This window comes from Deltaproteobacteria bacterium IMCC39524 (assembly GCA_029667085.1).
In the GTDB taxonomy this organism is placed as follows: domain Bacteria; phylum Desulfobacterota; class Desulfuromonadia; order Desulfuromonadales; family BM103; genus M0040.
The window spans coordinates 277,493-300,837 of sequence record JARUHJ010000004.1 but is presented as its reverse complement, the minus strand read 5'-3'; the positions used below and the strand labels follow the sequence as shown (position 1 = coordinate 300,837).

Here is a 23,345-nt window from a genome sequence, read left to right as displayed (position 1 = left end):
AAAAACTCAAAAGGAAAGGAACACAAACCATTTTTAACGCAGAGGCGCGAAGACGCGGAGAATTAAGTAAAAGCTAAAAAGCCTGGGCATAATCTGTCCTTGTGCCTCTGTGTTGAGTCTTAAGCTCCAGGCCTGTGTCTATATCTTCAGACACCCAGGTTGAAAAACCACAAGGTCAGGCGTAAGGCAATCGCAGCGTATATTCCTGCCGCGAAATCGTCGAGGACCACGCCGACGCCATGTTTGAGGTTTTTATCGAGCCAGCCTGCAGGTGGGGGTTTGAAAATATCGAAAAGCCGAAACCAGAAAAATCCGAGGATCGCAGCGCTCCAGCTCCAGGGCAAAAAGGCGACGGTGACCAGATAGCCGATCAGTTCGTCGATGACGATACGGCCGTCATCGGCCACTCCGTAGATCTGTCCTGCGGCATCTGCAATCCAGAAGCTCAGGAACAGCAGCGTTAGCAGCGTGATGAGAAAGAGCCACCAGGGCCAGGCGCTGGTCAGATAAAAGACCGGGATGCCGGCCAGTGTGCCGACAGTGCCAGAGGCAAAGGGCGCATAGCCAAGACCGGCGTTACTGGAGAAGAAAAGGATCAGTTTCCGCATTTAGTCCTCCAGGCCGAATTGACGATTGGCTGCGGTTGTGATGGCACGGTAGATTTCTGGCAGGGGTCGGGTGCTGGCTGTGGCCAACGCCTGGCAGCTGTCATGCTCCGGGGTGATCCTCAACAGCGTCTTCCCCTCGTAAATCAATTTCACCGCAGCTTCCCCAAAAGCTGTTTGTACGGTGGCCGGTTCACGCCGCAGCTTCATGCGACGGGTCTCATGCATGCGTACGCCGATGGCAGTGCTTTCGCGCAGGATCATTTGGGCCAGAGGCTTCGCTTGTTGTGGCTGAGCCATAACCGTCAAGCCTGTTCCAGGACGGTTCTTCTTCATCTGCAGCGCAGTTAACCCGACATCAAGAGCTCCTGCTGATAACAGCCTTTCGGTCAGGGCTCCGAGCCATTCGGGCGAGGAGTCGTCGATATGAGTTTCAATCACCGTGACGGTATCCTGTTCGAAACCGTCAGCCGTATTCTCTGTGCCGATGATCCCCCGCAGCAAGTTGGGGCGGTCATCAAGGTCCCAGCCGCCGACACCATAACCGATGCGTTCGATGGTCATCTCCGGCATATCTCCGAAGCAGGCGATTTCGACCGCAATAGCGGCGCCGGTGGGGGTCACCAGCTCCCGGTCGCAGTCAGCATTCCGGACCGGTTTTCCTTGCAGTATCTGTAGAGTCGCCGGGGCAGGTAAGGGCATGGCGCCGTGGGAACCGCGAATCATGCCGCTGGAGAGCGGCAGTGGGGTGCAGATAATCTTCTCTACTCCGAGGAGATACAGGCCGATGGCGCTGCCGACGATGTCGACGATGGCGTCAACTGCGCCGACTTCATGAAAGTGGACTTCGTTCAGGGCAACCTGATGAACTTTTGCCTCCGCTTCGCCGAGACTCCTGAAAATATTGCGAGCCCGGTTGCGTACAGGCTCAGCGAGAGAACTCTTGGCAAGCATAGCGTCGATCTCAGACCAGGTGCGGGCCGGTTGTTTGTCTTCGCAAATAACTTCGACGCGCGTGCCGCCGATACTGTGACGTTTTTCAGGGCGCTGCTCCAACTTGTATCCGGAGACGGAAAGCTTTGCCAGTTCTGCTTCGATGAGATTGAGGTCGACGCCCAGGTCAACCAGCAGGCCGAGCATCATGTCACCGGAGATCCCGGAAAAGGTGTCAAGGTAGAGAATGTTCATGATGATTTTTTTCGATTGATGCGGGTGGCGGCAAATGCGGCCCCGAAGCCGTTGTCAATATTGACCACCGTGACACCGCCGGCGCATGAGTTAAGCATGCCGAGCAGTGCTGCCACGCCTCCGAAGGCCGCGCCATAGCCAACTGAAGTCGGTACGGCAATCACCGGTATGTCGACCAGACCACCGACCACCGAGGGCAGAGCGCCTTCCATGCCGGCGACAACGATGATCACCGAGGCTTCGCGCAGGGCGTTGGTGTGAGCCAGCAGACGATGGATGCCGGCGACGCCAACGTCGACCAGTTCTTCGACCTGGTTGTTGAACATGCGAGCCGTAACTGCGGCCTCTTTGGCAACCGGTAGATCGGAGGTGCCAGCGCAGATGATGAGAATCTTGCCTCGGCCGAGGTCTTCATGCGGTTTCTGCTGCAAAACGAACGTTCTGGCTTCGGCATCGTATTCGCTGCCTGGATGGTGTTTCAGGAGGGTTTTGGCTTTTTCATCGCTAATCCGGGTGACCAGGACGTTGTCGCCATGGGCCGCCATGCGCTGCACTATGATCTCAAGCTGCTCAGCTGTTTTTGCCTCGCCAAGCACCACTTCCGGAACTCCCTGACGCAGGGCGCGATGATGGTCGATCTTGGCGATGCCAACATCCTCGAAAGGGAGCTCTTTCAGCCGATCAAGGCCTTCTTCAATGCTAAGCTCACCCGCTTGCAAAGCTGTTAATAAATGCTTTAAATCATTGGCGTCCATCGGTGTTTTCTCCAATTCTTTCTCCAATCAAACATGTTAGCATTCTCCTTGCGATTTTCAAACCGTTTCTCTGTCAAATAAGGGGACGGGAGAGGCTGCCTGTTTGTTGGGTACGCTTTTGTTGAGTTTTTCAGTCTGCATCAGCGCGTTCGTCGATTCAGCTTAAGTTGAGAGCTGTGAATTGGAAACGGGAGCAGGTTGATTCTCTGCTCCCGCTTTAAAGGGTGTCTGAACTGTTTAGACTTCTGTTGAGTTTAAAAGGCGGAGTTGGCCTAGTTACTCGTCTCCACCAATCTTGTTGATGAACACCTCACGCGGACGACTGGTGCCATCGGAAGGCCCGACAATCCCTTCCGCTTCCATCTTCTCGATCATGCGGGCTGCGCGGTTGTAGCCGAGGCGCAGGCGACGCTGAAGCATGGAAATGGAGGCTTGTTTGGCATCGGCGATAACGGCAAGCGCTTCATCCCACTTCTCGTCATATTCATCGTCGCCATCGCTGCCACCGCTTTCACTTGCCGCCGGGGCTTCAAGGATTGATTTGTCGTAGTCAGGCTGCCCTTGTTTCTTGAGAAAATCAACAACACGCTGGACTTCGATCTCTGAAACAAAAGCCCCGTGGACACGCTGTACGGCGCCGGTCCCGGGTGGCAAGAAGAGCATGTCACCGTTGCCGAGCAGTGTTTCGGCGCCCATCTGGTCGAGAATTGTACGTGAATCGGTGCGTGAGAAGACCTTGAACGAGAGACGGGTCGGGAAGTTGGCTTTGATCAGGCCGGTTATAACATCGACGCTTGGTCGTTGTGTTGCGAGTATCAGGTGGATGCCGGCAGCGCGGGCCATCTGTGCAAGGCGGGCGATCGATTCTTCGATCTCTCGACCGGCGACCATCATCAGGTCGGCGAGCTCATCGACGATGACGACGATGTAGGGCAAATGTCCATGATCAAGCACTTCCCCCTCGGCAATTTCAATCTCCGGAAGATCCTCTTCCATGAGATCGACGATATCATCGTTGTCCAACACCTGCTGTCGTTTTGAGCTCTTGTCCTTCTCTTCTTTGGCCAGCTTGCGATTGTAGCCGTCGATATTGCGTACGCCCTTGTCGGACATCAACTTGTAGCGGCGCTCCATTTCGCGAACCGCCCAGTTGAGGGCCAGAGACGCTTTTTTGGGATTGGTCACGACCGGCAGCAGGAGATGTGGGATGCCTTCGTACATCGAAAGCTCCAACATCTTCGGGTCAACCATGATGACACGGACATCACGAGGGTCAGCACGGTAGAGCAGGGACAAGATCATGGCATTGATCGAAACCGATTTACCTGTTCCGGTTGAACCTGCAACCAGGAGGTGCGGCATTTTAGCCAGATCGGAAACAACCGTGTGACCGAAGATGTCTTTACCCAGTGCAAGTGGCAGTTTGCCGCCCGTTTTCTGGAATTCGTCGGTGGAGAAGATCTCCTTGAGATAAACCATCTCACGGTCGCGATTGGGGATCTCGATACCGACTACGCCGCGGCCCGGGATCGGCGCGACAATCCGGATTGAAAGTGCTTTGAGCGCCATGCTCAGGTCATCAGACAGGCCGGCAATTTTATTGACCTTAACACCTGGCGCCGGGGCAAACTCATACATGGTGACAACGGGCCCTGGCTTGACTTCGGAGACGTCGCCTTCGACGTTGAAGTCAAGCAGCTTCTTCTCCAGCAGGCGGGCGTTCATCATCAGGGCTTCTTTGTCGACCGGCTTTGCCGCTTCACCATCATGATCAAGCAGGGTCAGCGAGGGCGGGTGGTAGGTTCCCGAAGGCTCAAGGAACTCAAACGCTTCCTGGTTGGCCTGGGCCTTCTTTTTGCTGTTCTTTTTGCTCTCTTTGATGACAGGCGCAGGAGCCGGTCGCGGGGCGCGAATGACTGGTGCCTTATCTTTCTTTGGCTTGTCAGCTTCTTTCAGCTCCCGGCGGGCCTTGCGGGCTTCGCGGCGTTTTTCCATACCGGCGGCAAGTCTTGCCAGTAGCCCTTCAAGGAACAGAACCATTGAGAAACGGGCGACCAGCATCGAAGAAACCGAAAGGAAGACGACCAGGAAGATGGCGGCTCCGGTCAGGTTGAACCAGCTCTTCAAGGTGCTTGCCAGGAAGAAGCCAATAAAGCCTCCTGCCTGGTTGAGGGTCTGTCCAAAGAGGGCGACTTTCTCGATTTTGAGCGAGATCAGGCCGGCAATGGAGATCAGCATCACGATGAAAGCGGCTATCTTGTAGATGCGAGGATGGAGGTCACGGAACTTGAGCAGCCGCCAGGCAAAGAGCAGACAGGCGAAGGGGATCATCATGGCGGGAATGCCGATGATCTGGTAGAAGAGGTCAGAGACGTAAGCACCGACCCTGCCGCAGAAGTTGCTGATCTGTGCCGGATCGAGATTGTTGTTGAAGGAGGGATCGTTGTTGTTGAACGAAACCAGGCTCAAGAGGAGAAAGAGACCCGCAGCCATCCAGACGAGGCCAGAGATTTCTTTCTTGATGTGTTCACGTAGAAAGGTTTTGCGTGGTTTTTCGCTCATTAAGTAACCCCATAAGTAATTCGCGCCATGTTAGCGCAATTATAGGGGAAAGGTCAAAGATTGATGGCTTGCCTGTTGCAGGTTTTTCTGTGGGTAGAGCGAAAAAGCTGTTTACAGTAAAAATACCAGCCCCAGGCCGCCGACTAGCCAACAGTAAAGAGCAAACCAGTGCAGGCGACGACGCCTGATAACGCCCATCAGGAGATGGATACAGAGCAGGCCGGTGATCATGGATGCAACCGTTCCAGCCAGGTAAGGGAGAAAGGCTCCGCTTGCGACCGTGTCGAGGTCTTTAACGGAAAGCAGGGCGGCACCGAAGACAGCGGGTAATGCCAGAAGAAACGAGAAGCGGGCGGCCGTTTCGCCATCGACGCCGCGCAGCAGCAAGGCAGCAATGGTTGAGCCGGACCTGGAGATGCCGGGGATAATGGCGCACCCCTGTACGGTGCCGACCAGGATGGCATCAGTCCAGTTCATCTCCTTGCGCGCCAGGTCGCGGTTGCGCAAACGCTCCGCCAGCCAGAGCAGGCTTCCTGTGACCAGCAACATGATGCAGACGATCGCTGGTTTCTCAAAGAGTCCGATAAAGAAATCCTTGAAGCACAGGCCAATAATAGCTGTCGGTATTGAGCCGGCAATCAGCAGGCCGACCATGAAGCGTTGCTGTTTGGCCAGGTCGTCTCGTCTCCAGAGGGAAGAGATGAGACCGCTTAAATCGCTCCAGAAATAGATGGCAACAGCGACAAGGGTGCCGAGATGCAGGAGGACATCGAAAAGCACGCCGACCTGATCGAAATCGCCGAGCATGTGTTGAGCAAGGACCAGATGGCCGCTTGAAGATACGGGAAGAAACTCGGTGGCACCTTGCAGGATACCGAGGAGTATTGCGTCTAAGAAAGTCATGATGATCCAGTGTTAAGCGGTAAGCCTTATGTTGTAAGAAAAATCTTGCACATGTTGAATTGATAATCATAGCCGAGGCACAATCGCTTCAGCTCCCAGCCTTAAAGCTCCATAATTACAGGCAGAATCAGTGGCCGCCGAGCCATGGTTTTATTGAAGAGGCGACGCAGAATTTTACGCACTTCAACGCGCAGTTCTTCCCAGTCGGCCATGGCTGCCGGGCTGTGTTCTACGAGCATCTGGCAAACCAGTTCACGGGCTTCGCTGAGGAGCTCCTCGCTTTCTTCTTCGGGAACAAACCCCCGGGTTATGATTTCCGGCCCGGAGACGATGGCGCCGCTGTTCTGGTTGAGTGCCAGAAAAACGATCACCAGGCCATGGTTTGCCAGGTGGCGGCGATCACGCAGTTCCATCTCACCAACATCACCGACTCCTTTACCGTCAATGAAGACCCGCCCCGTTTCGGCTTTTGGCTCGATATGGTGTCCATTTTCGGAGATGACCAGTGGCGTACCGTTACTGATAACGATCGCCCGGTCTGCTTGCCAGCCCATGCTCTGGGCTAACTGTGCATGCTTGACCAGGTGCCGGTACTCACCGTGCACCGGTACAAAATATTTCGGCTTGACCAGGTTGAGCACGGTCTTGAGTTCGTTCTGGCTGGCGTGCCCGGAGACATGGATCTCGCTGGTTGTCTCGTAGTGGACTTCTGCCCCGCGGCGATAAAGATGATTGATCAGGTGCGTGATCGCCCGCTCATTGCCGGGGATGAACTTGGACGAAAGGATGACTGTGTCGCCCGGTTCAATGCTGATCTGCTTGTGGTCGTCCATGGCGATGCGCGAGAGCGAGCTCAAGGGTTCACCCTGACTGCCGGTGGTCAGAATCAAAACCTGTTCCGATGGCATGTCACGCATCTGGCGCAGGTCGATCAGGATGTCGTCCGGAATGGTGAGATAGCCAAGCTGCCGCGCGATGGCGATATTGCTGACCATGCTGCGGCCCGAGACCATCACTTTGCGCTCGGCTTTGATCGCGGCATTAACGATCTGCTGGATGCGGTGGATGTTCGAGGAGAAGGTGGCCACCAGGGTCTTGCCGGTACAGCGTGGCAGGAGCTCGTTGAGGGCGTCGCCAACAGTCCTCTCGGAGAGGGTCTGGCCGGTGTTCTCAACGTTGGTGGAATCGGAGAACAACAGCAGGACACCTTCTTCGCCGTAGGAGGCCAGACGGCCCAGGTCGGTGGGCTGGTTGTCCACCGGAGTCGGGTCGAGCTTGAAGTCACCGGTATGCACAATCAGTCCGGCCGGAGTGCGAATCGCCAGTCCGCAGCCATCGACAATGGAGTGGGCAGCGCGGAAGAACTCGACTTCAAATGGACCGATTTCGACCGGTTCGCGGACTTTGATGCTCCTGCAGGTCACGCGACTTTTCAGTTGATGTTCTTCCAGCTTGTTGTCGAGCAGTCCCAAGGTTAACGGCGAGGAGTAGATCGGCGGGAAACCGAGAGCTTCGATCAGAAAGGGGATGGCGCCGATGTGGTCTTCGTGGCCATGGGTCAGGAGGATGCCACGGATCTCGTCTTTTCGTTCAACGATCGTCGCGATGTCCGGGATGACCAGGTCGATGCCGAGCATGTAGGCTTCCGGAAACATCAGGCCACAGTCGATGATCAACAGACCGCCTGCGGCCTCTATGACCATCATGTTGAGACCGATTTCGCCCAGGCCTCCCAAAGGCAGGATACGAACTGCGTCAGGGTGCAGTGGGCGTGTTGTTTCAGAATTGATCGCGATACTCATGGTGACTCAAAAGTTTCTGACAAATCAGGTGGTTGGCAATGAAAAAGACGTCAGTCTAGGGGAGTGAAGGTTGAGAGTCAAATGCTTTCCTCTTTGCAGTGGGTCGGCTTGCTCGTTACAATGGCAAGAAGATCGTTGCAAAGGAGTCGAAATGGTTTTACCTCAGCCGTTGGTTGCAGGGAGACTGGTGCGTCGTTATAAACGTTTTCTGGCCGATATTGAGCTGGAGGACGGTTCCCTGGTGACAGCTCATACACCGAATACCGGCAGCATGCAGCAGTGCGCCGTGCCCGGCCAGCAGGTGTTGCTGTCGAAAAGTGACAACCCGAAACGCAAGCTGGCCTGGTCATGGGAACTGGTTCGGGTTAATGGGCACTGGGTGGATATTAATACTCACCGTGCCAATCGGCTCGTCGAGGAAGCCTTGCGGAATAATGTTCTCCGGTGTTTTCAAAATTATTCGGTTCGCCCGGAATTCCCTTTTGCCGAAAGCCGCATCGATTTTATGCTGGAAGGGGAGAACGAGAAGGTTCTCCTTGAAGTCAAGAATGTCACTCTCTGCTGCCAGCCTGGCGTTGCCTGTTTCCCGGATGCTGTCACCACGCGGGGCCAGAAACACCTGCGCGACCTGAAGCTGGCAAAAGAGCAGGGCTGGCGAGCTGTGATCTTCTTCCTGATCCAGCGAAGTGATGCCCAGACTTTTTCTCCCGCGGATGAAATTGATGCGGAGTACGGTCGACTTCTCAGAGAGGCCATCTCTTGCGGGGTTGAAGCCCTGGCTTATCGCACGCTGGTGTCGCCGGAAAGCTCCAGGGTCGATCAGCAGCTCCCCGTCTGCCTATGAACGGATAGTTTTCCATTTCCCCCATAATGCAAGTATACTGAAAAAACCGCTGAAACCCGTCTGCAGGAGCCTGTCTCCTGCCGTATCTATGCAAAACGAAAGGATTCATTTATGCGTGTCGAAACTGATTTGAAGCTGGGATTTAAAGACGTTCTGATTCGTCCCAAGCGTTCCACCCTGAAAAGCCGCTCCCTGGTCGAACTGGAGCGTAGCTATACTTTTTTACACAGCAAGCGCCAATGGAGCGGTGTGCCGATCATTGCTGCCAACATGGATACCATCGGTACCTTTGAGGTTGCCGAGGTGCTCGCTGAAAATAAGATGCTCTGTGCCATTCACAAGCACTACAGCCTCGAAGAGTGGCAGGCTTTTGTTGATCGGCAGGCTTCTGATGATATTTTTGAGCGGATCATGGTCAGTACCGGAGTGGCTGATGAAGATTTTGACAAACTCGTCCAAATTATCAACCAGCATCCGCAACTGCTCTTTATCTGTATTGACGTCGCCAACGGTTATGCGGAATCCTTTGTCGAATTCGTCAGTAAGGTAAGGCAGGCGTTTCCTGATAAAACCATCATTGCTGGCAATGTCGTGACCGGCGAGATGGTGGAAGAGTTGCTGCTCTCCGGCGCTGACCTCGTCAAGGTCGGTATCGGGCCGGGTTCGGTCTGCACCACCCGTGTGAAGACGGGGGTCGGTTACCCGCAACTTTCCGCCGTGATCGAGTGTGCTGATGCTGCTCATGGCCTCGGCGGACGGATCATCTCTGACGGCGGTTGTGTTTGTGCCGGGGATGTGGCCAAGGCTTTTGGCGGCGGCGCCGATTTCGTGATGCTTGGTGGTATGTTTGCCGGACACGATGAAAGTGGTGGCCAGCTGGTTGAGCGTGGAGGTCTGCAATTCAAGCTTTATTACGGCATGAGCTCTGACACCGCGATGAAAAAACACGCAGGCATGGTTGCCAACTATCGTGCCTCCGAAGGTAAAACGGTGGAAGTGCCTTACCGCGGGCCCCTCGAGGAGACGATCAAGGACATCCTCGGCGGCCTTCGTTCTACCTGCACCTACGTCGGTGCTTCTGCGCTGCGGGAGTTGTCCAAGAGAACGACTTTCATCCGTGTTATGGAACAGGAAAATCAGACTTTCAACTGAGCTGAGGAAGAGCGCCAGGCTGTGGTAACGATGAACAGGGGCCTCGCCCGCCCGGCTTTGTAACTTAAGGCTCATAGCGACGCCCATATGCTTCACTGAACAGGAATCCCTCGTGCGAACTGTTGGCCTGATTACCGAGTACAATCCCTTCCACAACGGTCACCTGCATCACTTGCAGGAGAGCTTGCGTGTGGCTGATGCCGACGCCAGCGTTGCCGTGATGAGCGGGCACTTCCTGCAGCGCGGCGAACCGGCCTTAATCAATAAATGGGCGCGTGCCGAAATGGCCATGGCGGCAGGTGTCGATCTTGTCCTTGAACTGCCATTCTCCTTTGCTTGTAACAGCGCTCCGCATTTTGCCAGGGGAGCGGTGCAAAGCCTAAACGGTCTCGGTGTTGTCGATACCCTTTGCTTTGGCAGTGAGGCGGGAAAGGTGAGTTCATTGTGGACGGTCGCACAGCTTCTGGTCGAACACGCGGCTGATATCGAAGCAGGAACACGTCAGCTGCTGAGGAACGGCGTCAGCTACCCCGCAGCGCGGGCAGAGGTTCTCTCTGCCAGGGCACCGGAGGTGTCTGCAGAGCTGGTCTCTTCACCGAATAATATCCTCGGCATTGAATACCTGAAAGCCTTGCTGGAAACGTCGAGTCCTATCGAGGCTTTTACAATTTTGCGCCGGGGAGCCGGATACCACAGTACCGATGTAACAAGCCCCATCGCCAGTGCCACCGGGATTCGGAAACGACTCGGTGAGGGAGGCACCGTTGGGGAGTTCGTACCGGAAACCTGTCGACACATTCTCAGTCAGGCTCTGGACAGAGGGCTTTCACTGGACCATGATCGCCTCTTTTCTTCTTTGCAGACGTTTTTGTTGCAGGAGATGGAGACTTTGTCCGGAATTTACCAGGTTGAAAACGGCTTGGCGCAGAGACTGGTCGATGCCGCCATGACTGCGACGTCCTATGCGGATTTGACGGATGCGATTAAATCGCGGCAGTGGACCTTGACCCGGATTCAACGCATCCTGAGTTATGTCTTGTTGCAAGTGTCCAGCGTTGAGATGAATAGCTTCCTGGAGTGCGGCCCGCTCTATCTGCGGTTGCTGGGAGCAACGGAGAAAGGGCGGCAGCTGCTGGCGGGCTCTCGCAAAAAGAGAACTTTGCCGGCGATATCGGATCCGGCCAGGGCGCAGGCCGTCTTGAGGCGTTTTTATTCAGGCAGGAAGGATCTTGGTTGTCTGGCGGAGAGAATGCTGGCCTGTGATTTGCGGGCGACCCGATTATACGGTTTGCTGCAAAAGAACCCGGTACAAGGACATCGGAATCAGGATTTCTTTCGGGATTGTTTGGGACTAGGTAAAGACTAGGGGACTGTCCCGGCTGCTCACGGGACTGTCCCCGGGTTAATAGTCTTAAAAACTTTAAGCTCAGGGACAGTCCCCTTAACTGCGGGGACAGCCCCTAGAACCGGCGGCGGCACACGGGGCCAGAAAAGGAAATCTTTTCAACCCGCTAACGCTAGGGTCCTCCAGAAAAATCAGTTGTCACCTCAACTCCAAATTCCGGACTAACTTTCCACATCCCCCTCATCACCCTCAACCAAAGTCACCCCCACTTCAGCGTCCTGTAAAACCGACGCTGACAGCTGCTTACGACTTTTGACGCCAAGATCGATCAGACCCTGAGCCCTGGAGATCAGGTTGCCTTTGCCGCTGGTCAATTTATTGTGAGCGCCATCGTAGACCTTGCGGGTGTTGTCGATCTGGTCGCCGATCTTTTCCAGGTCTGCCACGAAACCCACGAACTTGTCGTAGAGGTTGCCGGCTTTGTCGGCAATCTCGAGGGCATTCTTGTTCTGGTGCTCGTAACGCCAGATGTTCTGGATCGTGCGTAAAGTCACCAGCAGGGTGGAAGGGCTGACGATCATGATGCTCTGGTCAAAGGCTTTACGAAAAATTTCACTGTCTTTGTCGATCGCCAGCATGAAGGCGCCTTCGATCGGCACGAACATGAGGACAAAGTCCAGGCTCTTGACGCCCGGCAGCTCATCGTACTTCTTAGACTCCAGGCCTTTCAGGTGGCCATTGATAGAAATCAGGTGTTCTTTGACCGCCCGCTCGCGGTCCTCATCTGTTACCGCACGCATATATTTCTCATAGGCAACCAGGGAAACCTTTGAGTCGATGATGATGTCCTTCTCTTCCGGAAGATGGACAATGACATCGGGTTTCAGTAGTTTGCCTTCGCCATCTCTGAAGCCGCCTTGTGTGTCATATTCGAGACCTTTGCGCAGGCCGGATTCCTCGAGGATGCGTTCCAGGATAATCTCACCCCAGGTGCCCTGCGTCTTGGTGTCACCCTTGAGCGCTTTGGTAAGATTCTCGGCGTCTTCACCAATCTTCTGATTCAGCTCCTGAAGGCGTTGTACCTCTTTGATCAGCGAGTGGCGCTCTTTACCTTCGGTGGTGTAAACGTCGGTGACTTTTTTCTCGAATTCGGCAATCTTCTCTTTGAAAGGTGTCAGGATTGTAGCCAGGTTGGCTTTGCTCTGGTCGGCAAAGGTCTTTGTTTTTTCGGCAAAAATCTGGTTGGCCAGATTCTCAAATTGAACCTGCATCTCTTGCCTGGTGTCATTCAGGACTTTGAGACTCTCATCAGACCGACGAATCTCCTCCTTGAGCTCTGTGTCGAGGCGCACTTTCTCCCTTTCCAGCAGGGTCTTCTCTTCCTGTAGCTTTGCCGCCTGATTTTGCTGCTCGGCTAACTCGACCACCTGCTGACGCAGCTGCTCCTCACGTCCGGCCAGGCGTTCCTCTAAAATTGCCAATTCTGTAGAGAGTTCCTGTCGTCCTGACATTCTCGCTGCTTCGCTGCGTGTTTTTATCAGCATGATGGCTGGCAGGAGTCCGAAGAAAAAGCCCACGGTCAGAGCGGCGAAAAGCCAGGGTAGTTCTGGTGCAGCGGTCATGATGAACTCCGAAAAAGAGGTTGAACCCGCATCAGTGGCCTCAGGTTCTGTGATTTCTCCAGGGCCGGTTGAGTTCGACAAGCAAAGATAACAGTCTGTGGATAAGCCTGCAAGAGGAGTGTGACAGGATAATTCACTACACTTAAAGTGTTTTCAGAAAAACAACCTCAAGATGATTGCTGCGCCCGTATCGCTTGCAGCGTTTGTTAAGGTGCTTCCTGTAATGCTCTGTTCAGGGTCCTTATGACAAGAGCGCCGGTTGCTTCTGCAACACCACCGTAGGCCAGAATACCGTCTTGATGCCCTCCCATGACCAGGAGAGAGGAATGGCAGTCTTGCCGCTCTTTAGCCAGGGCTTCGATTGCAGAGGCCATTTCCGGTGTGCCATAGGCGGCAGAAGGGTCGGTGCGCGGAAGGCCCAGGCTTCTGCAATTGTTGAAAATGTCCGGGCTGTGCAGATGCATGACCCAGTGGATGTTCGGGCTGACCTGATAAAGAATGCCGTGAGAGAGGGCTTCGGATGACGGTTTGATCTGCCCTGTGGCCTGCAGCTGGTTTTTCGCGGGGTTGCATTGCAGGACTGTGGCGTAATGGTTCGCCTGTAACGCGTCCAGGTGGCCGGTCTGGGTGCCGCTGATTAAAAAGGCATTCCCCCTCTGGCCCGGCAGGCGGCGGCTGAGATTGCCGAAACCGTAGCCCTCGTAACGGTCAGGATCTTGACCGATTAGCCCAAGCTCAAGGAACCTGGTGCGCCAGGCATTTAACTCCAGAAGAAGACTCTCTTCTGGCGCGGGGCCTGCACGGAAATCAAGGTGAAACTTGATGACGCCTTCGTTGTTTCCCTGTGACTTTGCGATCAAAGTTTTTACTTAACCTTCGAAGTCGACAGCAACGACGCCCGAGGTGATCGCTTTGACATGGGCGACGACTTTTTGATGCTCAGGATGTACCTGGTAACGTTGCAGAGCGTCAAGATCGTCAAAGCTGGAGACCAGGCCAAAATCGTAGGAGCGTTCAGAGTGGATGACGTCTGTGCCGAACCGGAACTCGCGAATCTCTTCGATCTTTTGCGGCAGCCCTCCCAGCCCTTCAGCCAGCTGTTGAATCTCTGCTTCGGTCGTTTCCGGTTTGAACTTGAAAAGTACAAGATGGGTAATCATGTTTTGCTCCGTGATCTAGAAGAATTATGCGTTAAGTTCAGAGAGTTGATCGTTGAGTGTCCAGTAATCGTAAATATAACCTACGCCAAACAAACCTCCGGTCGCCAGATAGAGGATGCCGGTCAGCCATTTGCCCATATACATTCGATGCACACCGAACAGTCCGAGGAATGTCAGCAGAATCCACGCGGTATTGTAGTCGACGGGACCCGAGGAAAAGCGCTGGTCTGCCTCCTTGTCCATGCCCGGGATAAGCAGAAGATCAACCAGCCAACCGATGAGGAAGAGGCCCAGTGTAAAGAAGTAGATTGTTCCGGAGATGGGTCGGCCGTAGTAGAAACGGTGTGCTCCGGTGAAACCGAAAAGCCAAAGCAGGTAGCCGATCAATGGCGTGTGGGTGCTCTCTTGCATTTTGCCGCGTCCTTAGTTAGGGAGTCGGGTTCAGGTTGAAGACGTCGAGAATGGTCCGGGTTGCGGAGTTGAGGCGGATAATTCTATCGTCTACCTGAATAATTTCTGAGCCGGTCGGTTGCTGTGGCAGTCGCCGCAAGATTTCTTCCGGGAGGCTTAGTCCTTGACGATAAACCTGGTAATCAAGGCTATCTCCTGGAGCAACCTTCTTCTGCCAGCCGGGTGGTAGTTCTTTGCCGCGAGCGACCTTCTTCTGTAGCCCGGGGGGAAGGTTTTTATGTTTTTTCTGCTTCTTTTTACGTTCTTCCTGCTGCAACTGAGCACGAATCATATTGCGCTCGGCAGGGCTGAAGACTTCTTCACGACTTCTCTCCGCCTGCTGTTGTTTGTTGAGTCTCTCTGTTTTGTTGTGCTTGCTGGATTTGGCATAAGTAGGCAGACTGACTGCCAGGGCAAGCAGAACCAATAGTGCAATACGCCACATGATAATCTCTCCATATCCGCGAGTTTAGACTGCCTCTGCATAAGGGGTTGAAAGAGCATCTCGGCAAACATCGCCATCCTAATACATTTTTCTGATGCTGTCATTACTCTCCCGGGGCAATCTCCCGGTGGAGCCTCGAAATGTGACAGTCTTGTGATTATAGGGTATATTAACAACTCTTCACTGCAATGATGTGCTCTTTCGTTGTCCCAGGGAGACGGCATGCAGGAATCGTTTGATTTTTCTGGTTACGCAATGCAGGTCCGCAAGGTTTCCAAAGCGTTGCTGTGCTCCGGTGGCGGGTCTGCAGAAATCTCCGGGCGGATGCATTTGCTGGCCGTGGCTACGGAGAGAGACCTGACCCGCTTCGGTGACTCAGCAGAAAGGGCACAGGTCGCCTGCGGCCCTGGGTGTGGGGCCTGCTGTGTGTTGAATGTTACTGTTCTCTTCCCTGAAGCAATCACGATCGCTTGGTTTTTAAGGCGGCGTTTCTCAGACCAACAGCTCGACAGCCTGCGTGCCCGGTTAAAGGACCTCCTCACTCGAACGCGCTGGCTGGATGATGAAGAACGTCTTTTTGTACGTGTCCCCTGTGCCTTCCTGGATGCGAAAGGGGGTTGTATGATTCACTCCGTGCGGCCACTCTTGTGCCGTTCAATCACCTCTACAGACCCTGAAGTTTGTCATGATGCCGTCGCCATGGCACCCCTGGATGGTGCGCCGTGCGTGGAAATGAATCTCTTCCAGAAACAATTGATCGATACGGTTTATACGGAATTGGGCGGTGCACTGGAGGAGCTGGGGCTCGATCATCGGCCCAGGCGATTAAGCGCTGCCGTTCTGGCTCTGCTTGCCGAGCCGGGTCTGGTGGAAACCTTTCGTTCGGGCGGGATGGTTCCGATCGACTAGTGGATTCTCTTGGAGCCCTCTGTTTTTATCTTGTCGAATCCTGTCTTCCTGCCGAAGGTTTTGGGTAAAAGGTTTGCCTCTTTCAGGAAGGCAGTCATCTCTTCCGCATTCATGGCAGAACCGAACAGCTTGCCTTGAACCTCATCACAGCTTCTTTCACGCAAGAACTCCAACTGTTTGGGGTCTTCAACTCCGACGGCCGTCACCGATATGTTCAGGCTGTTCGCCATCAGTAAAATGGCCTCAGCAATCGCCGCGTAATCAGGGTTGTGAATAATGTCGCGAACAAATTCCTGGGCAATTTTGATACGGTGAATCGGGAAGTGTTTGAGATACAGGAGTGACGAGTAACCTGTACCAAAGTCGTCAATCGCAAGGCTGATGCCTCGAATTTTAAGGTCTGTCAGGGCCATGATGCTGTCGTTGACATGGCCCATAACCGAGTTCTCGGTCATCTCTATCTCGAGAGCGTTGAATGCGATGCCGGTGTCCTTCAGAATCTCTTCGATGTGATCAATGAAGTTTGCTTGACGGATGTGATATCCTGAGAGGTTCACAGCCATGCGCAGTGGTGGCAGGCCGGCCTCCTGCCAGGTCCTGGACTGAGCACAGGCCGTGCGCAATACCCATTCTCCCAGGGGGAAAATCAGCCCGCTTTCTTCTGCAACACTGATGATCTTTCCGGGGGGGATCAGGTTGCCTTCCAGATCGTACCAGCGCAGGAGGGCCTCGACGCCGCTCACCTTGCCTGTGGCTAGATCAATCTGAGGTTGGTAGTGCTGCTGTAATTCACCGCTGCTCAGCGCCTGACGCAGGCGACTCTCAAGATTGGTTTTGGCGACCGCGGCTGCGTTCATGTCATCTGAAAAAAACTGGATGTTGTTACGGCCACGACTTTTGGCCACATACATGGCGGTGTCAGCGCTTTTCAGCAGCGTTTGCGGATCATCGCCGTCAACCGGGTAGATTGCGACACCGATGCTGGCCGTCGTGAAAAACTCCCGGCTGTCGATTTGGAAGGGCAGTCCCAGAGTTTCCAGAATACGTCGCCCCATGGTGGTGAAGTTGGGGTCATGATTCGGGTCGGCTTGAATGATAACGAATTCATCTCCGCCGAGTCGGGCAAAGGTGTCACCTTCGCGAATAAATTTTTTCAGGCGCTGTGCGACAGACCGCAACACCATGTCACCGACGGCGTGACCCTGGGTGTCGTTGATCAGTTTGAAACGGTCAAGATCGAAGAAGAAGACGCCGACCTGGCGATTGTCACGTCGTGCCAGGGCCACTGATTGCAGAATGCGATCGTTCATAAGGGCACGGTTGGGCAGGCCGGTCAGGGTGTCATAGTAGGCCAGTTTTTCAATGCGTTCCTCAGCAGCGCGATGATTGGTCAGATCATTGAGGACCGCCAGGCTTTCAGTCAGTTGACCGTCGGCATCCCGTTGAGCCACCTCGGAGATGGCGACTGCAATGCTTGATCCGTCTTTCTGGCGCAAGAGGTAGTTTCTGTCCCGGATCTCGCCAAGGGTCTTCAGCCGGTTAAAATGTTCTGTGCGAAGTTTGTCAATAGTGTCATCGACGACAAGTTCGAAGAAATCTTTACCGATGACGTCTTCGCGTTCGTAGCCGAGAGCGTCAAGCCATGATTGGCTGACGTAGAGGAGACGGCCTTCTCTGTCCATGGAATGAAGCATGGCCGGAGTCTTCTGGTAGAATTGAAAAAAGCGCTTTTCGCTGTTTTCGAGGCGATGGCTCATGACACGCATGCGGATGTCAGAACGACCGAAGAGGACGCCGATGAGCCCTCCGAAGATAATCGGCAACCATAGCTGGCCAAGCTCTATCGGTAGATCGTGAAAGCTGCGTTCCAGGGCTGTGACCGAAGCAACGATGAGCGCTCCGGCGAAGAAACAGCAATACAAAAACAAGAGTGGTTTTTTTCTCAGTTCAGGTTTGGGCATAAAGGGCCCTCAATAATGACTTGAATTGCCTGCAAGCAACATGGTATCGGGCTGAAGAGTGGGATCAGTCCGCAAAGTATTTACCATCTCATTTTATATATGTTTCCGTTTAAGTCAAGTCGGCTTGCGGGTGGCGATGACAGCCCCCGATTGCTTGTGCTACTATAGAATTCTTTTAATGGGTCTGGTCTTGTGGAGTTGTTGCCAGGGCCAGTCGACAGCTTTTCGATTTGTAGTGTGTTGAATGGATGCAGGTGAAAAGATGGCAAAGCCGACTGCTGAAAATCAGACCCGATCAGAGGATAAAAGTCGTGCCAGTATCAAACGGCCGCCGTTGTTTACTGTTCTGATGCACAACGATGATTACACGACCATGGAGTTCGTGGTCGAGGCCTTGATTGCTGTGTTTCACAAATCGCCAACCGAGGCGAATAGGATCATGTTGCATATCCATTTTAAGGGGGCGGGTATGTGCGGAGTTTACCCTTTCGAAGTTGCTGAAACCAAGGTGAGCAAGGTGCATGATATGGCTCGCAGGGAAGGTTTTCCTTTGCGGTGTTCTCTGGAGCAAGCTTAATTTCTGCTAGAATGTAATAAAGGAAACGTTAACCGCAAACCAGGGTTGTCTTTACCTGGGTGGAGTTACTGAAATAGATGTTTAATCAAGATGTTCAAATAACCTTTTCCCTTGCAGTTCGCGAGGCTCAGCGTCGTCGCCATGAGTTCTTGACGACTGAGCATGTTCTCTATGCCATGCTTTTTGACGAGCATGGCCAGGAAATCCTGCAGGCCTGTGGTGGCGATGTTGATCTGCTGCGCACGGACCTGGAGCTTTATTTCGAACAGCATCTTGAATCGCTGGAGCACCTTGACGAAGAGATGCCCGAGCAAACGATCGGCTTACAGAATGTTTTGCAGCGGACAGTGTCCCATATGCAGGCGTCCGGCGGCGATGAGATCGGTGTTGGTGATATCCTGGCGGCGCTCTTGGAGCAGGAAGATTGTTTGGCTGCACAGATTCTCAAGGCTGAAGGCTTATCCCGGCTCGATATCCTGAATTACGTTTCTCATGGCATCAGCAAGGTTCCACTGCAAGACGTCGAGCCTGAGCAACGCGAGTCTGAAGAACAACCACGCAAATCACAAGAGGGCAAACCGGCCAAAAAGGTTGACCCGCTGGAAGCTTTTACGGTCAACCTGCTTGAACGGGCCGCCAAGGGTAAGATAGACCCCCTGGTTGGCAGGGCCGCGGAGTTGGAGCGTACGGTGCAGATCCTTTGCCGTCGTCGCAAGAACAACCCGGTTCTGGTCGGTGAACCCGGAGTTGGAAAGACCGCCATCGCCGAGGGTCTGGCACTGCGGATTCTCGAGCAGGATGTCCCGGAGCTCTTGCATGATGCTGAACTCTTTGCGCTCGATATGGGTGCTCTGCTGGCGGGAACCAAGTACCGTGGAGATTTTGAAGAGCGACTCAAAGCGGTGGTGAAAGCCTTGTCTAAAAGGCCGCGGGCGATTCTGGTGGTTGATGAGATTCATACGATCGTCGGCGCCGGTGCGACCAGCGGTGGTTCGCTGGATGCTGCCAATATCCTCAAGCCGGGGCTGGGCTCAGGCGAACTCCGCTGCATCGGGTCCACCACTTACGAGGAATACAAGAACCTCTTTGAGAAAGATCGGGCTTTGTCTCGGCGTTTCCAGAAGATCGACGTGCTGGAGCCGACTGTCGAAGAAACCGTTGAGATTCTGCAAGGCCTCAAAAATGCCTACGAAGAACACCACGGAGTGAAATATACAACGGCGGCCCTTGAAGCGGCAGCCAATCTTTCTGCAAGACACGTTAACTTCCGTCGCCTGCCGGATAAGGCGATCGATGTGATTGACGAGGCCGGGGCCCGGTTGCGGATCTATCCTCGCAAGCGGGCAAGGATCGGCGTTCCCGATATCGAGGCCGTGATCGCCGGAATGGCTCGTATCCCGGCACGCAAACTGGCCCAGACGGATCGACGTAAACTGAAGGATCTCGACCGCTCTGTCAAACGCCAGGTGTTTGGCCAGGATGCGGCCATTACCCAGATCTGCCAGGCGATTCGTCGTGCCCGTGCCGGTCTCGGCCAACCCGAGAAGCCGACCGGCTCATTCCTCTTTACCGGGCCGACCGGTGTCGGGAAAACCGAAGTGGCCAGACAACTCGCGGCGCAGATGGGCATAGAGTTTCTGCGCTTCGATATGAGCGAGTACATGGAGAAGCATGCCGTGTCTCGTCTGATCGGTTCACCTCCGGGTTATGTCGGCTTTGAACAGGGCGGTTTGCTGACCGATGCCGTGATTCGCAATCCGCATGCCGTGTTGCTGCTCGATGAGATCGAAAAGGCCCATGAGGACATCTACAATATCCTCTTGCAGGTAATGGATCATGGCGCGTTGACGGACAACAACGGTCGCCAGGCCAATTTCCATAACGTGATCCTGATTATGACCAGCAACGTCGGTGCCCGGGAGATGAGCAGTGCGCCGATCGGTTTTGGTGATCGTCTCCCTGGTGAGGCGCGTCAGGCGGTAGAGAAAACCTTCTCGCCAGAGTTCCGTAACCGTCTGGATGCGATTATCTCCTTCCGTTCCCTCGACGAAGACGTGATGGCCCGCGTTGTCGATAAGTTTATTCGTCAATTGCAGGCTTCGCTGCAGGAGCGCAAAGTGACCCTGCGTCTGACCGACGGTGCACGGCGAGATCTGGCGCAGCGTGGCTACGACCCGGTCTTCGGGGCGCGACCGCTCGGACGTCTGATCGAGAGTGAAATCGGTAATGTGTTGGCGGATGAAATCCTCTTCGGTCGCTTGGCCGGTGGAGGTAAGGTCCGTATCTCCTGTAAAGCGGGTAAACTTAATTTCAGCTATAGCTGACATTCGGGACGCGGAAGGTGGTACGGGGAACGCGAACACCATGAAATCCTATGCTTTTGATTCTCTCGTCCCTCGTTCCGCGTCCCGCGTCCCTCTCTTCTGATGCCTGTCTACCGACTCTCCAATGAATTGATTTTCCCCGATCCGAAGAGGGCGACCCGGGAAGGTCTCCTGGCTGTTGGTGGTGATCTCACCCCGGAAAGGCTGGTTCTCTCTTACCAGCTCGGCATCTTTCCCTGGTACGGTGAAAATGAACCGGTTTTGTGGTGGTCGCCTGACCCGCGTTGCGTACTGATACCTCGCCATGTCTACATCTCCCGTCGACTCGAGAGGGTCATCAGGCAAGGTCATTTTCAGCTGACCTGCAATCGTGCTTTCTCACGTGTGATCGCCGCCTGCGCAGACGTGCGGCTCGAGGTTGGTGAGGAGACCTGGTTGATTAAGGATATGCAGGCTGCTTACCAACGCTTGCACGAGTTCGGCTTTGCCCATTCCATAGAGGCATGGTGTGCTGATGAACTGGTCGGCGGCCTGTACGGAGTGGCTCTCGGCAAGTTTTTCTTTGGCGAGTCGATGTTTCACACCCAGAACAATGCTTCCAAGGTGGTTCTGGCACAGTTGGCACGTTACCTGGCGCAAGAAGGCTTTGTTCTGCTCGATTGCCAGGTTCCAAATCCCCATCTTTTCAGCATGGGTGCCTGCCAGATCTCTCGGGCTGATTTTCTTGAGTGCTTAGAGGAAGGTGGGTTGGGTCCGGAGGGTGTTGCTGAGAAGGTTGTGTTTCCCGAGGTCCTTTAGCTTTTGACCTTTCCTCTCCTGTTATGGGGACTGTCCCGGTTCATAATGGGGCTTTAGATTGTTATGTTAAGAAATAAGTCTGAACCGGCGGTTCGCGTACCGCCAAACGCCATACTTTTGCCCGGCAGCAAAAGTATGCAAAAGTGCCTTCTCCTGGCGGAGGGCATATTCTTTCGCCTGGTTTCAGTGGCTTCTATGGTCTGAAGAGGATGGAATCCGGCCCGTTTTAGGGGGCCTCTCGGAATTGCTTTTAAGCAGCAAAAAGACAAACACCTCCCCCTAAATAATGCTCAAGCCAGAACAAAAAAAAGCCGAACCCTTTATGGGGTTCGGCCTTTTCTATAATCAACGAAACGCGATGATTAGTCTTTGCGCATCATGCGCATTTTCTTACGCAGGCGTCGTTGGGCTTCTTTCTCTTTGCGCTTACGCTTAACGCTAGGCTTTTCGTAGAACTTGCGCTGCTTCATTTCACGGAAAAGGCCTTCTTGTTGCAATTTGCGCTTGAGAACCCGTATGGCTTTCTCGACATTGTTGTCGACGACATGGATCTCCACCTGCAATCACCTCGCTTTCTTAGACAATTATTCTCCCCGGAGGAAGAAGAATGCGGACTATAACTGACTTTTTAATCGAGTGCAAGCAAGAACATGCAAACTTTTGCGAGTCGTTATTGGCCTGGTTCGGTTGCAAAGAGTCCGACCTTAAGCCCGCCGTTGTCCAGGCTGGCAATTTGTTTGAGAGGTAGCCCGGTTGCTTTGATGAGCGCCTGGCTTGGACAGACCATTGCAATCTGTCGGCCTGGGTAAGCCCTTTGCAACTGCTGACCGAGCTCGCTGTAGTAGCCCTCGGGGTTTTCTCCAAGGTCGAGGCGTTTGCCGTAGGGAGGATTGCAGATGACCAGGCCCGGTCCTTCAAGGACTGCTTGCTCGGCAAGGGCACACTGCTCAATCTTGATCTGCTCGGCAAAGCCGTTTCTTTGGCAATTATCTTTTGCTGCGGTGACAGCCCTGATGCTTTCATCTCTGCCACTGATGGTCAGGGGCACTTTCTTGGTGGCTCGTTTCGCCTCACCAGAAAGGAGGGTCCATAAGCCTTCGCGGAAGCCGGGCCAATTCATAAAGGCAAAAGAGCGATTCAGCCCCGGCGCATGATTCTGTGCGAGGAGGGCCCCTTCCAAAAGAAAACTGCCGGAACCGCACATCGGGTCTGTCAATGGCGAAGTCCCTTGCCAGCCCAGCAACATCAGAATCCCGGCCGCCAAAGTTTCTCGCAATGGCGCGGCTGTTACGGATTGACGATAACCCCGACGATGCAAAAGCTCACCGGAGCTGTCGATCGAGATTGTGACCTTGTCATCGACAACCCTGACCATCACCATTTGCGGGTCTTTGCCGACAGGGTTTGTCGAGCGTCCCAACGCCTGGTTGGCTGCTGATTCAAGTGTCTCAGCAATTCGCACGGTGTGGTTAAGTCGCGAGGTATGACAGGTGACGCGAAAGGCAATGGACGTCTCCGGTTTAATGAAGCGACCCCATGGAAGGCGATGCGCCCGATGATAAAGATCAGGAAAATCGCGACTTTTAAACTCGGCGAAGCGAACCAGAATTCGGCTGGCGGTTCTGAGCCAAAGGTTGGCCAGGTAGACATCGCGTAATTTTCCGGAAAAAACGACTCCGCCAGCAATGACTTCTTGAGGAGGCAGGCCAAGGGCGGTCATTTCGTCTGCACAAACGGCTTCGAGTCCGGGTGAAACGACTGCAAAAAGGTTCTCTGTACTGCGATGGTCCATTTTTTCTCTCTTTAAAATCAGAAAGTTGGGATTTGTCCTCTGCAGCTTTCTGCGAAATCATTCGTTTCTTTAACTTTAAGTGTGAAACTCTGCAATAGGCCTCTTCTGTGGCATGAAAGTTGCTTTTTAAACCACGACGTTATGCAGACGT

21 protein-coding genes are annotated in these 23,345 nt (G+C 54.1%); 7 read left to right on the top strand and 14 right to left on the bottom strand.

The window, feature by feature from the left end; all coding sequences use genetic code 11:
* Positions 1-146 precede the first annotated feature (146 nt).
* The 6 genes from P9J64_11785 to P9J64_11760 form a co-directional block, all read right to left on the bottom strand.
* Positions 147-608 (bottom strand): phosphatidylglycerophosphatase A, encoded by a 462-nt coding sequence (locus tag P9J64_11785; protein ID MDG5469001.1) that lies wholly within the window; start codon positions 606-608, stop codon positions 147-149.
* Positions 609-1,793 (bottom strand): nickel pincer cofactor biosynthesis protein LarC, encoded by a 1,185-nt coding sequence (gene larC, locus P9J64_11780; GenBank protein MDG5469000.1) that lies wholly within the window; start codon positions 1,791-1,793, stop codon positions 609-611. It abuts the gene before it with no gap.
* On the bottom strand, positions 1,790-2,548 hold the full coding sequence (gene larB / locus P9J64_11775) for a nickel pincer cofactor biosynthesis protein LarB (GenBank protein ID MDG5468999.1): 759 nt from the start codon (positions 2,546-2,548) through the stop codon (positions 1,790-1,792). The genes larC and larB overlap by 4 nt, the downstream gene beginning before the upstream one ends.
* Before the next feature lie 276 nt (positions 2,549-2,824).
* Positions 2,825-5,110: a DNA translocase FtsK 4TM domain-containing protein gene (locus P9J64_11770; protein ID MDG5468998.1), complete on the bottom strand. Its 2,286-nt coding sequence runs from the start codon at positions 5,108-5,110 to the stop codon at positions 2,825-2,827.
* A 111-nt stretch (positions 5,111-5,221) separates the two neighbouring features.
* Entirely contained in the window at positions 5,222-6,013 is a 792-nt protein-coding gene (uppP, locus tag P9J64_11765; protein MDG5468997.1) for an undecaprenyl-diphosphatase UppP, read from the bottom strand.
* A 101-nt stretch (positions 6,014-6,114) separates the two neighbouring features.
* The gene (locus P9J64_11760; protein ID MDG5468996.1) at positions 6,115-7,815 is read right to left on the bottom strand and encodes a ribonuclease J; all 1,701 of its coding nucleotides are present in this window, start codon (positions 7,813-7,815) and stop codon (positions 6,115-6,117) included.
* A 151-nt stretch (positions 7,816-7,966) separates the two neighbouring features.
* Here P9J64_11760 and sfsA point away from each other — a divergent pair, with 151 nt between their 5' ends.
* From sfsA to P9J64_11745, 3 genes are all read left to right on the top strand, one after another.
* Positions 7,967-8,659, top strand: coding sequence for a DNA/RNA nuclease SfsA (sfsA, locus tag P9J64_11755; protein MDG5468995.1), 693 nt, complete (start codon positions 7,967-7,969; stop codon positions 8,657-8,659).
* Between the two features lie 111 nt (positions 8,660-8,770).
* Complete coding sequence (gene guaC, locus P9J64_11750) at positions 8,771-9,811, top strand: GMP reductase (protein MDG5468994.1); 1,041 nt, start codon at positions 8,771-8,773, stop codon at positions 9,809-9,811.
* 112 nt (positions 9,812-9,923) lie between these two features.
* Positions 9,924-11,177, top strand: coding sequence for a nucleotidyltransferase (locus P9J64_11745; protein ID MDG5468993.1), 1,254 nt, complete (start codon positions 9,924-9,926; stop codon positions 11,175-11,177).
* A 200-nt stretch (positions 11,178-11,377) separates the two neighbouring features.
* On the opposite strand, the gene rmuC is transcribed toward P9J64_11745, so the two are convergent.
* The 5 genes from rmuC to P9J64_11720 form a co-directional block, all read right to left on the bottom strand.
* Complete coding sequence (gene rmuC, locus P9J64_11740; GenBank protein ID MDG5468992.1) at positions 11,378-12,859, bottom strand: DNA recombination protein RmuC; 1,482 nt, start codon at positions 12,857-12,859, stop codon at positions 11,378-11,380.
* A 125-nt stretch (positions 12,860-12,984) separates the two neighbouring features.
* Positions 12,985-13,638, bottom strand: coding sequence for a class II aldolase/adducin family protein (locus P9J64_11735; protein MDG5468991.1), 654 nt, complete (start codon positions 13,636-13,638; stop codon positions 12,985-12,987).
* A 9-nt stretch (positions 13,639-13,647) separates the two neighbouring features.
* Entirely contained in the window at positions 13,648-13,938 is a 291-nt protein-coding gene (locus tag P9J64_11730) for a Dabb family protein (GenBank protein MDG5468990.1), read from the bottom strand.
* 24 nt (positions 13,939-13,962) lie between these two features.
* Positions 13,963-14,349, bottom strand: coding sequence for an NINE protein (locus P9J64_11725; GenBank protein MDG5468989.1), 387 nt, complete (start codon positions 14,347-14,349; stop codon positions 13,963-13,965).
* Between the two features lie 16 nt (positions 14,350-14,365).
* Positions 14,366-14,833: a hypothetical protein gene (locus P9J64_11720; protein ID MDG5468988.1), complete on the bottom strand. Its 468-nt coding sequence runs from the start codon at positions 14,831-14,833 to the stop codon at positions 14,366-14,368.
* A 222-nt stretch (positions 14,834-15,055) separates the two neighbouring features.
* On the opposite strand from P9J64_11720, the gene P9J64_11715 reads away from it, so the two are divergent.
* Positions 15,056-15,742 (top strand): YkgJ family cysteine cluster protein, encoded by a 687-nt coding sequence (locus P9J64_11715; protein MDG5468987.1) that lies wholly within the window; start codon positions 15,056-15,058, stop codon positions 15,740-15,742.
* Here P9J64_11715 and P9J64_11710 read toward each other — a convergent pair.
* The gene (locus tag P9J64_11710; protein MDG5468986.1) at positions 15,739-17,703 is read right to left on the bottom strand and encodes an EAL domain-containing protein; all 1,965 of its coding nucleotides are present in this window, start codon (positions 17,701-17,703) and stop codon (positions 15,739-15,741) included. The two genes, P9J64_11715 and P9J64_11710, sit on opposite strands and share 4 nt — an antisense overlap.
* A 262-nt stretch (positions 17,704-17,965) precedes the next feature.
* On the opposite strand from P9J64_11710, the gene P9J64_11705 reads away from it, so the two are divergent.
* From P9J64_11705 to aat, 3 genes are all read left to right on the top strand, one after another.
* Entirely contained in the window at positions 17,966-18,280 is a 315-nt protein-coding gene (locus P9J64_11705; GenBank protein MDG5468985.1) for an ATP-dependent Clp protease adaptor ClpS, read from the top strand.
* 77 nt (positions 18,281-18,357) lie between these two features.
* The gene (gene clpA, locus P9J64_11700) at positions 18,358-20,604 is read left to right on the top strand and encodes an ATP-dependent Clp protease ATP-binding subunit ClpA (protein MDG5468984.1); all 2,247 of its coding nucleotides are present in this window, start codon (positions 18,358-18,360) and stop codon (positions 20,602-20,604) included.
* 102 nt (positions 20,605-20,706) lie between these two features.
* Complete coding sequence (gene aat / locus P9J64_11695; protein ID MDG5468983.1) at positions 20,707-21,402, top strand: leucyl/phenylalanyl-tRNA--protein transferase; 696 nt, start codon at positions 20,707-20,709, stop codon at positions 21,400-21,402.
* A 362-nt stretch (positions 21,403-21,764) separates the two neighbouring features.
* On the opposite strand, the gene rpsU is transcribed toward aat, so the two are convergent.
* Positions 21,765-21,959 carry a 30S ribosomal protein S21 gene (gene rpsU / locus P9J64_11690; GenBank protein ID MDG5468982.1) on the bottom strand — a complete coding sequence of 65 codons (195 nt, stop codon included), beginning with the start codon at positions 21,957-21,959 and terminating at the stop codon, positions 21,765-21,767.
* A 113-nt stretch (positions 21,960-22,072) separates the two neighbouring features.
* Positions 22,073-23,194, bottom strand: a complete 1,122-nt coding sequence (locus P9J64_11685) for a class I SAM-dependent RNA methyltransferase (protein MDG5468981.1) — start codon at positions 23,192-23,194, stop codon at positions 22,073-22,075.
* Positions 23,195-23,345: the final 151 nt, after the last annotated feature.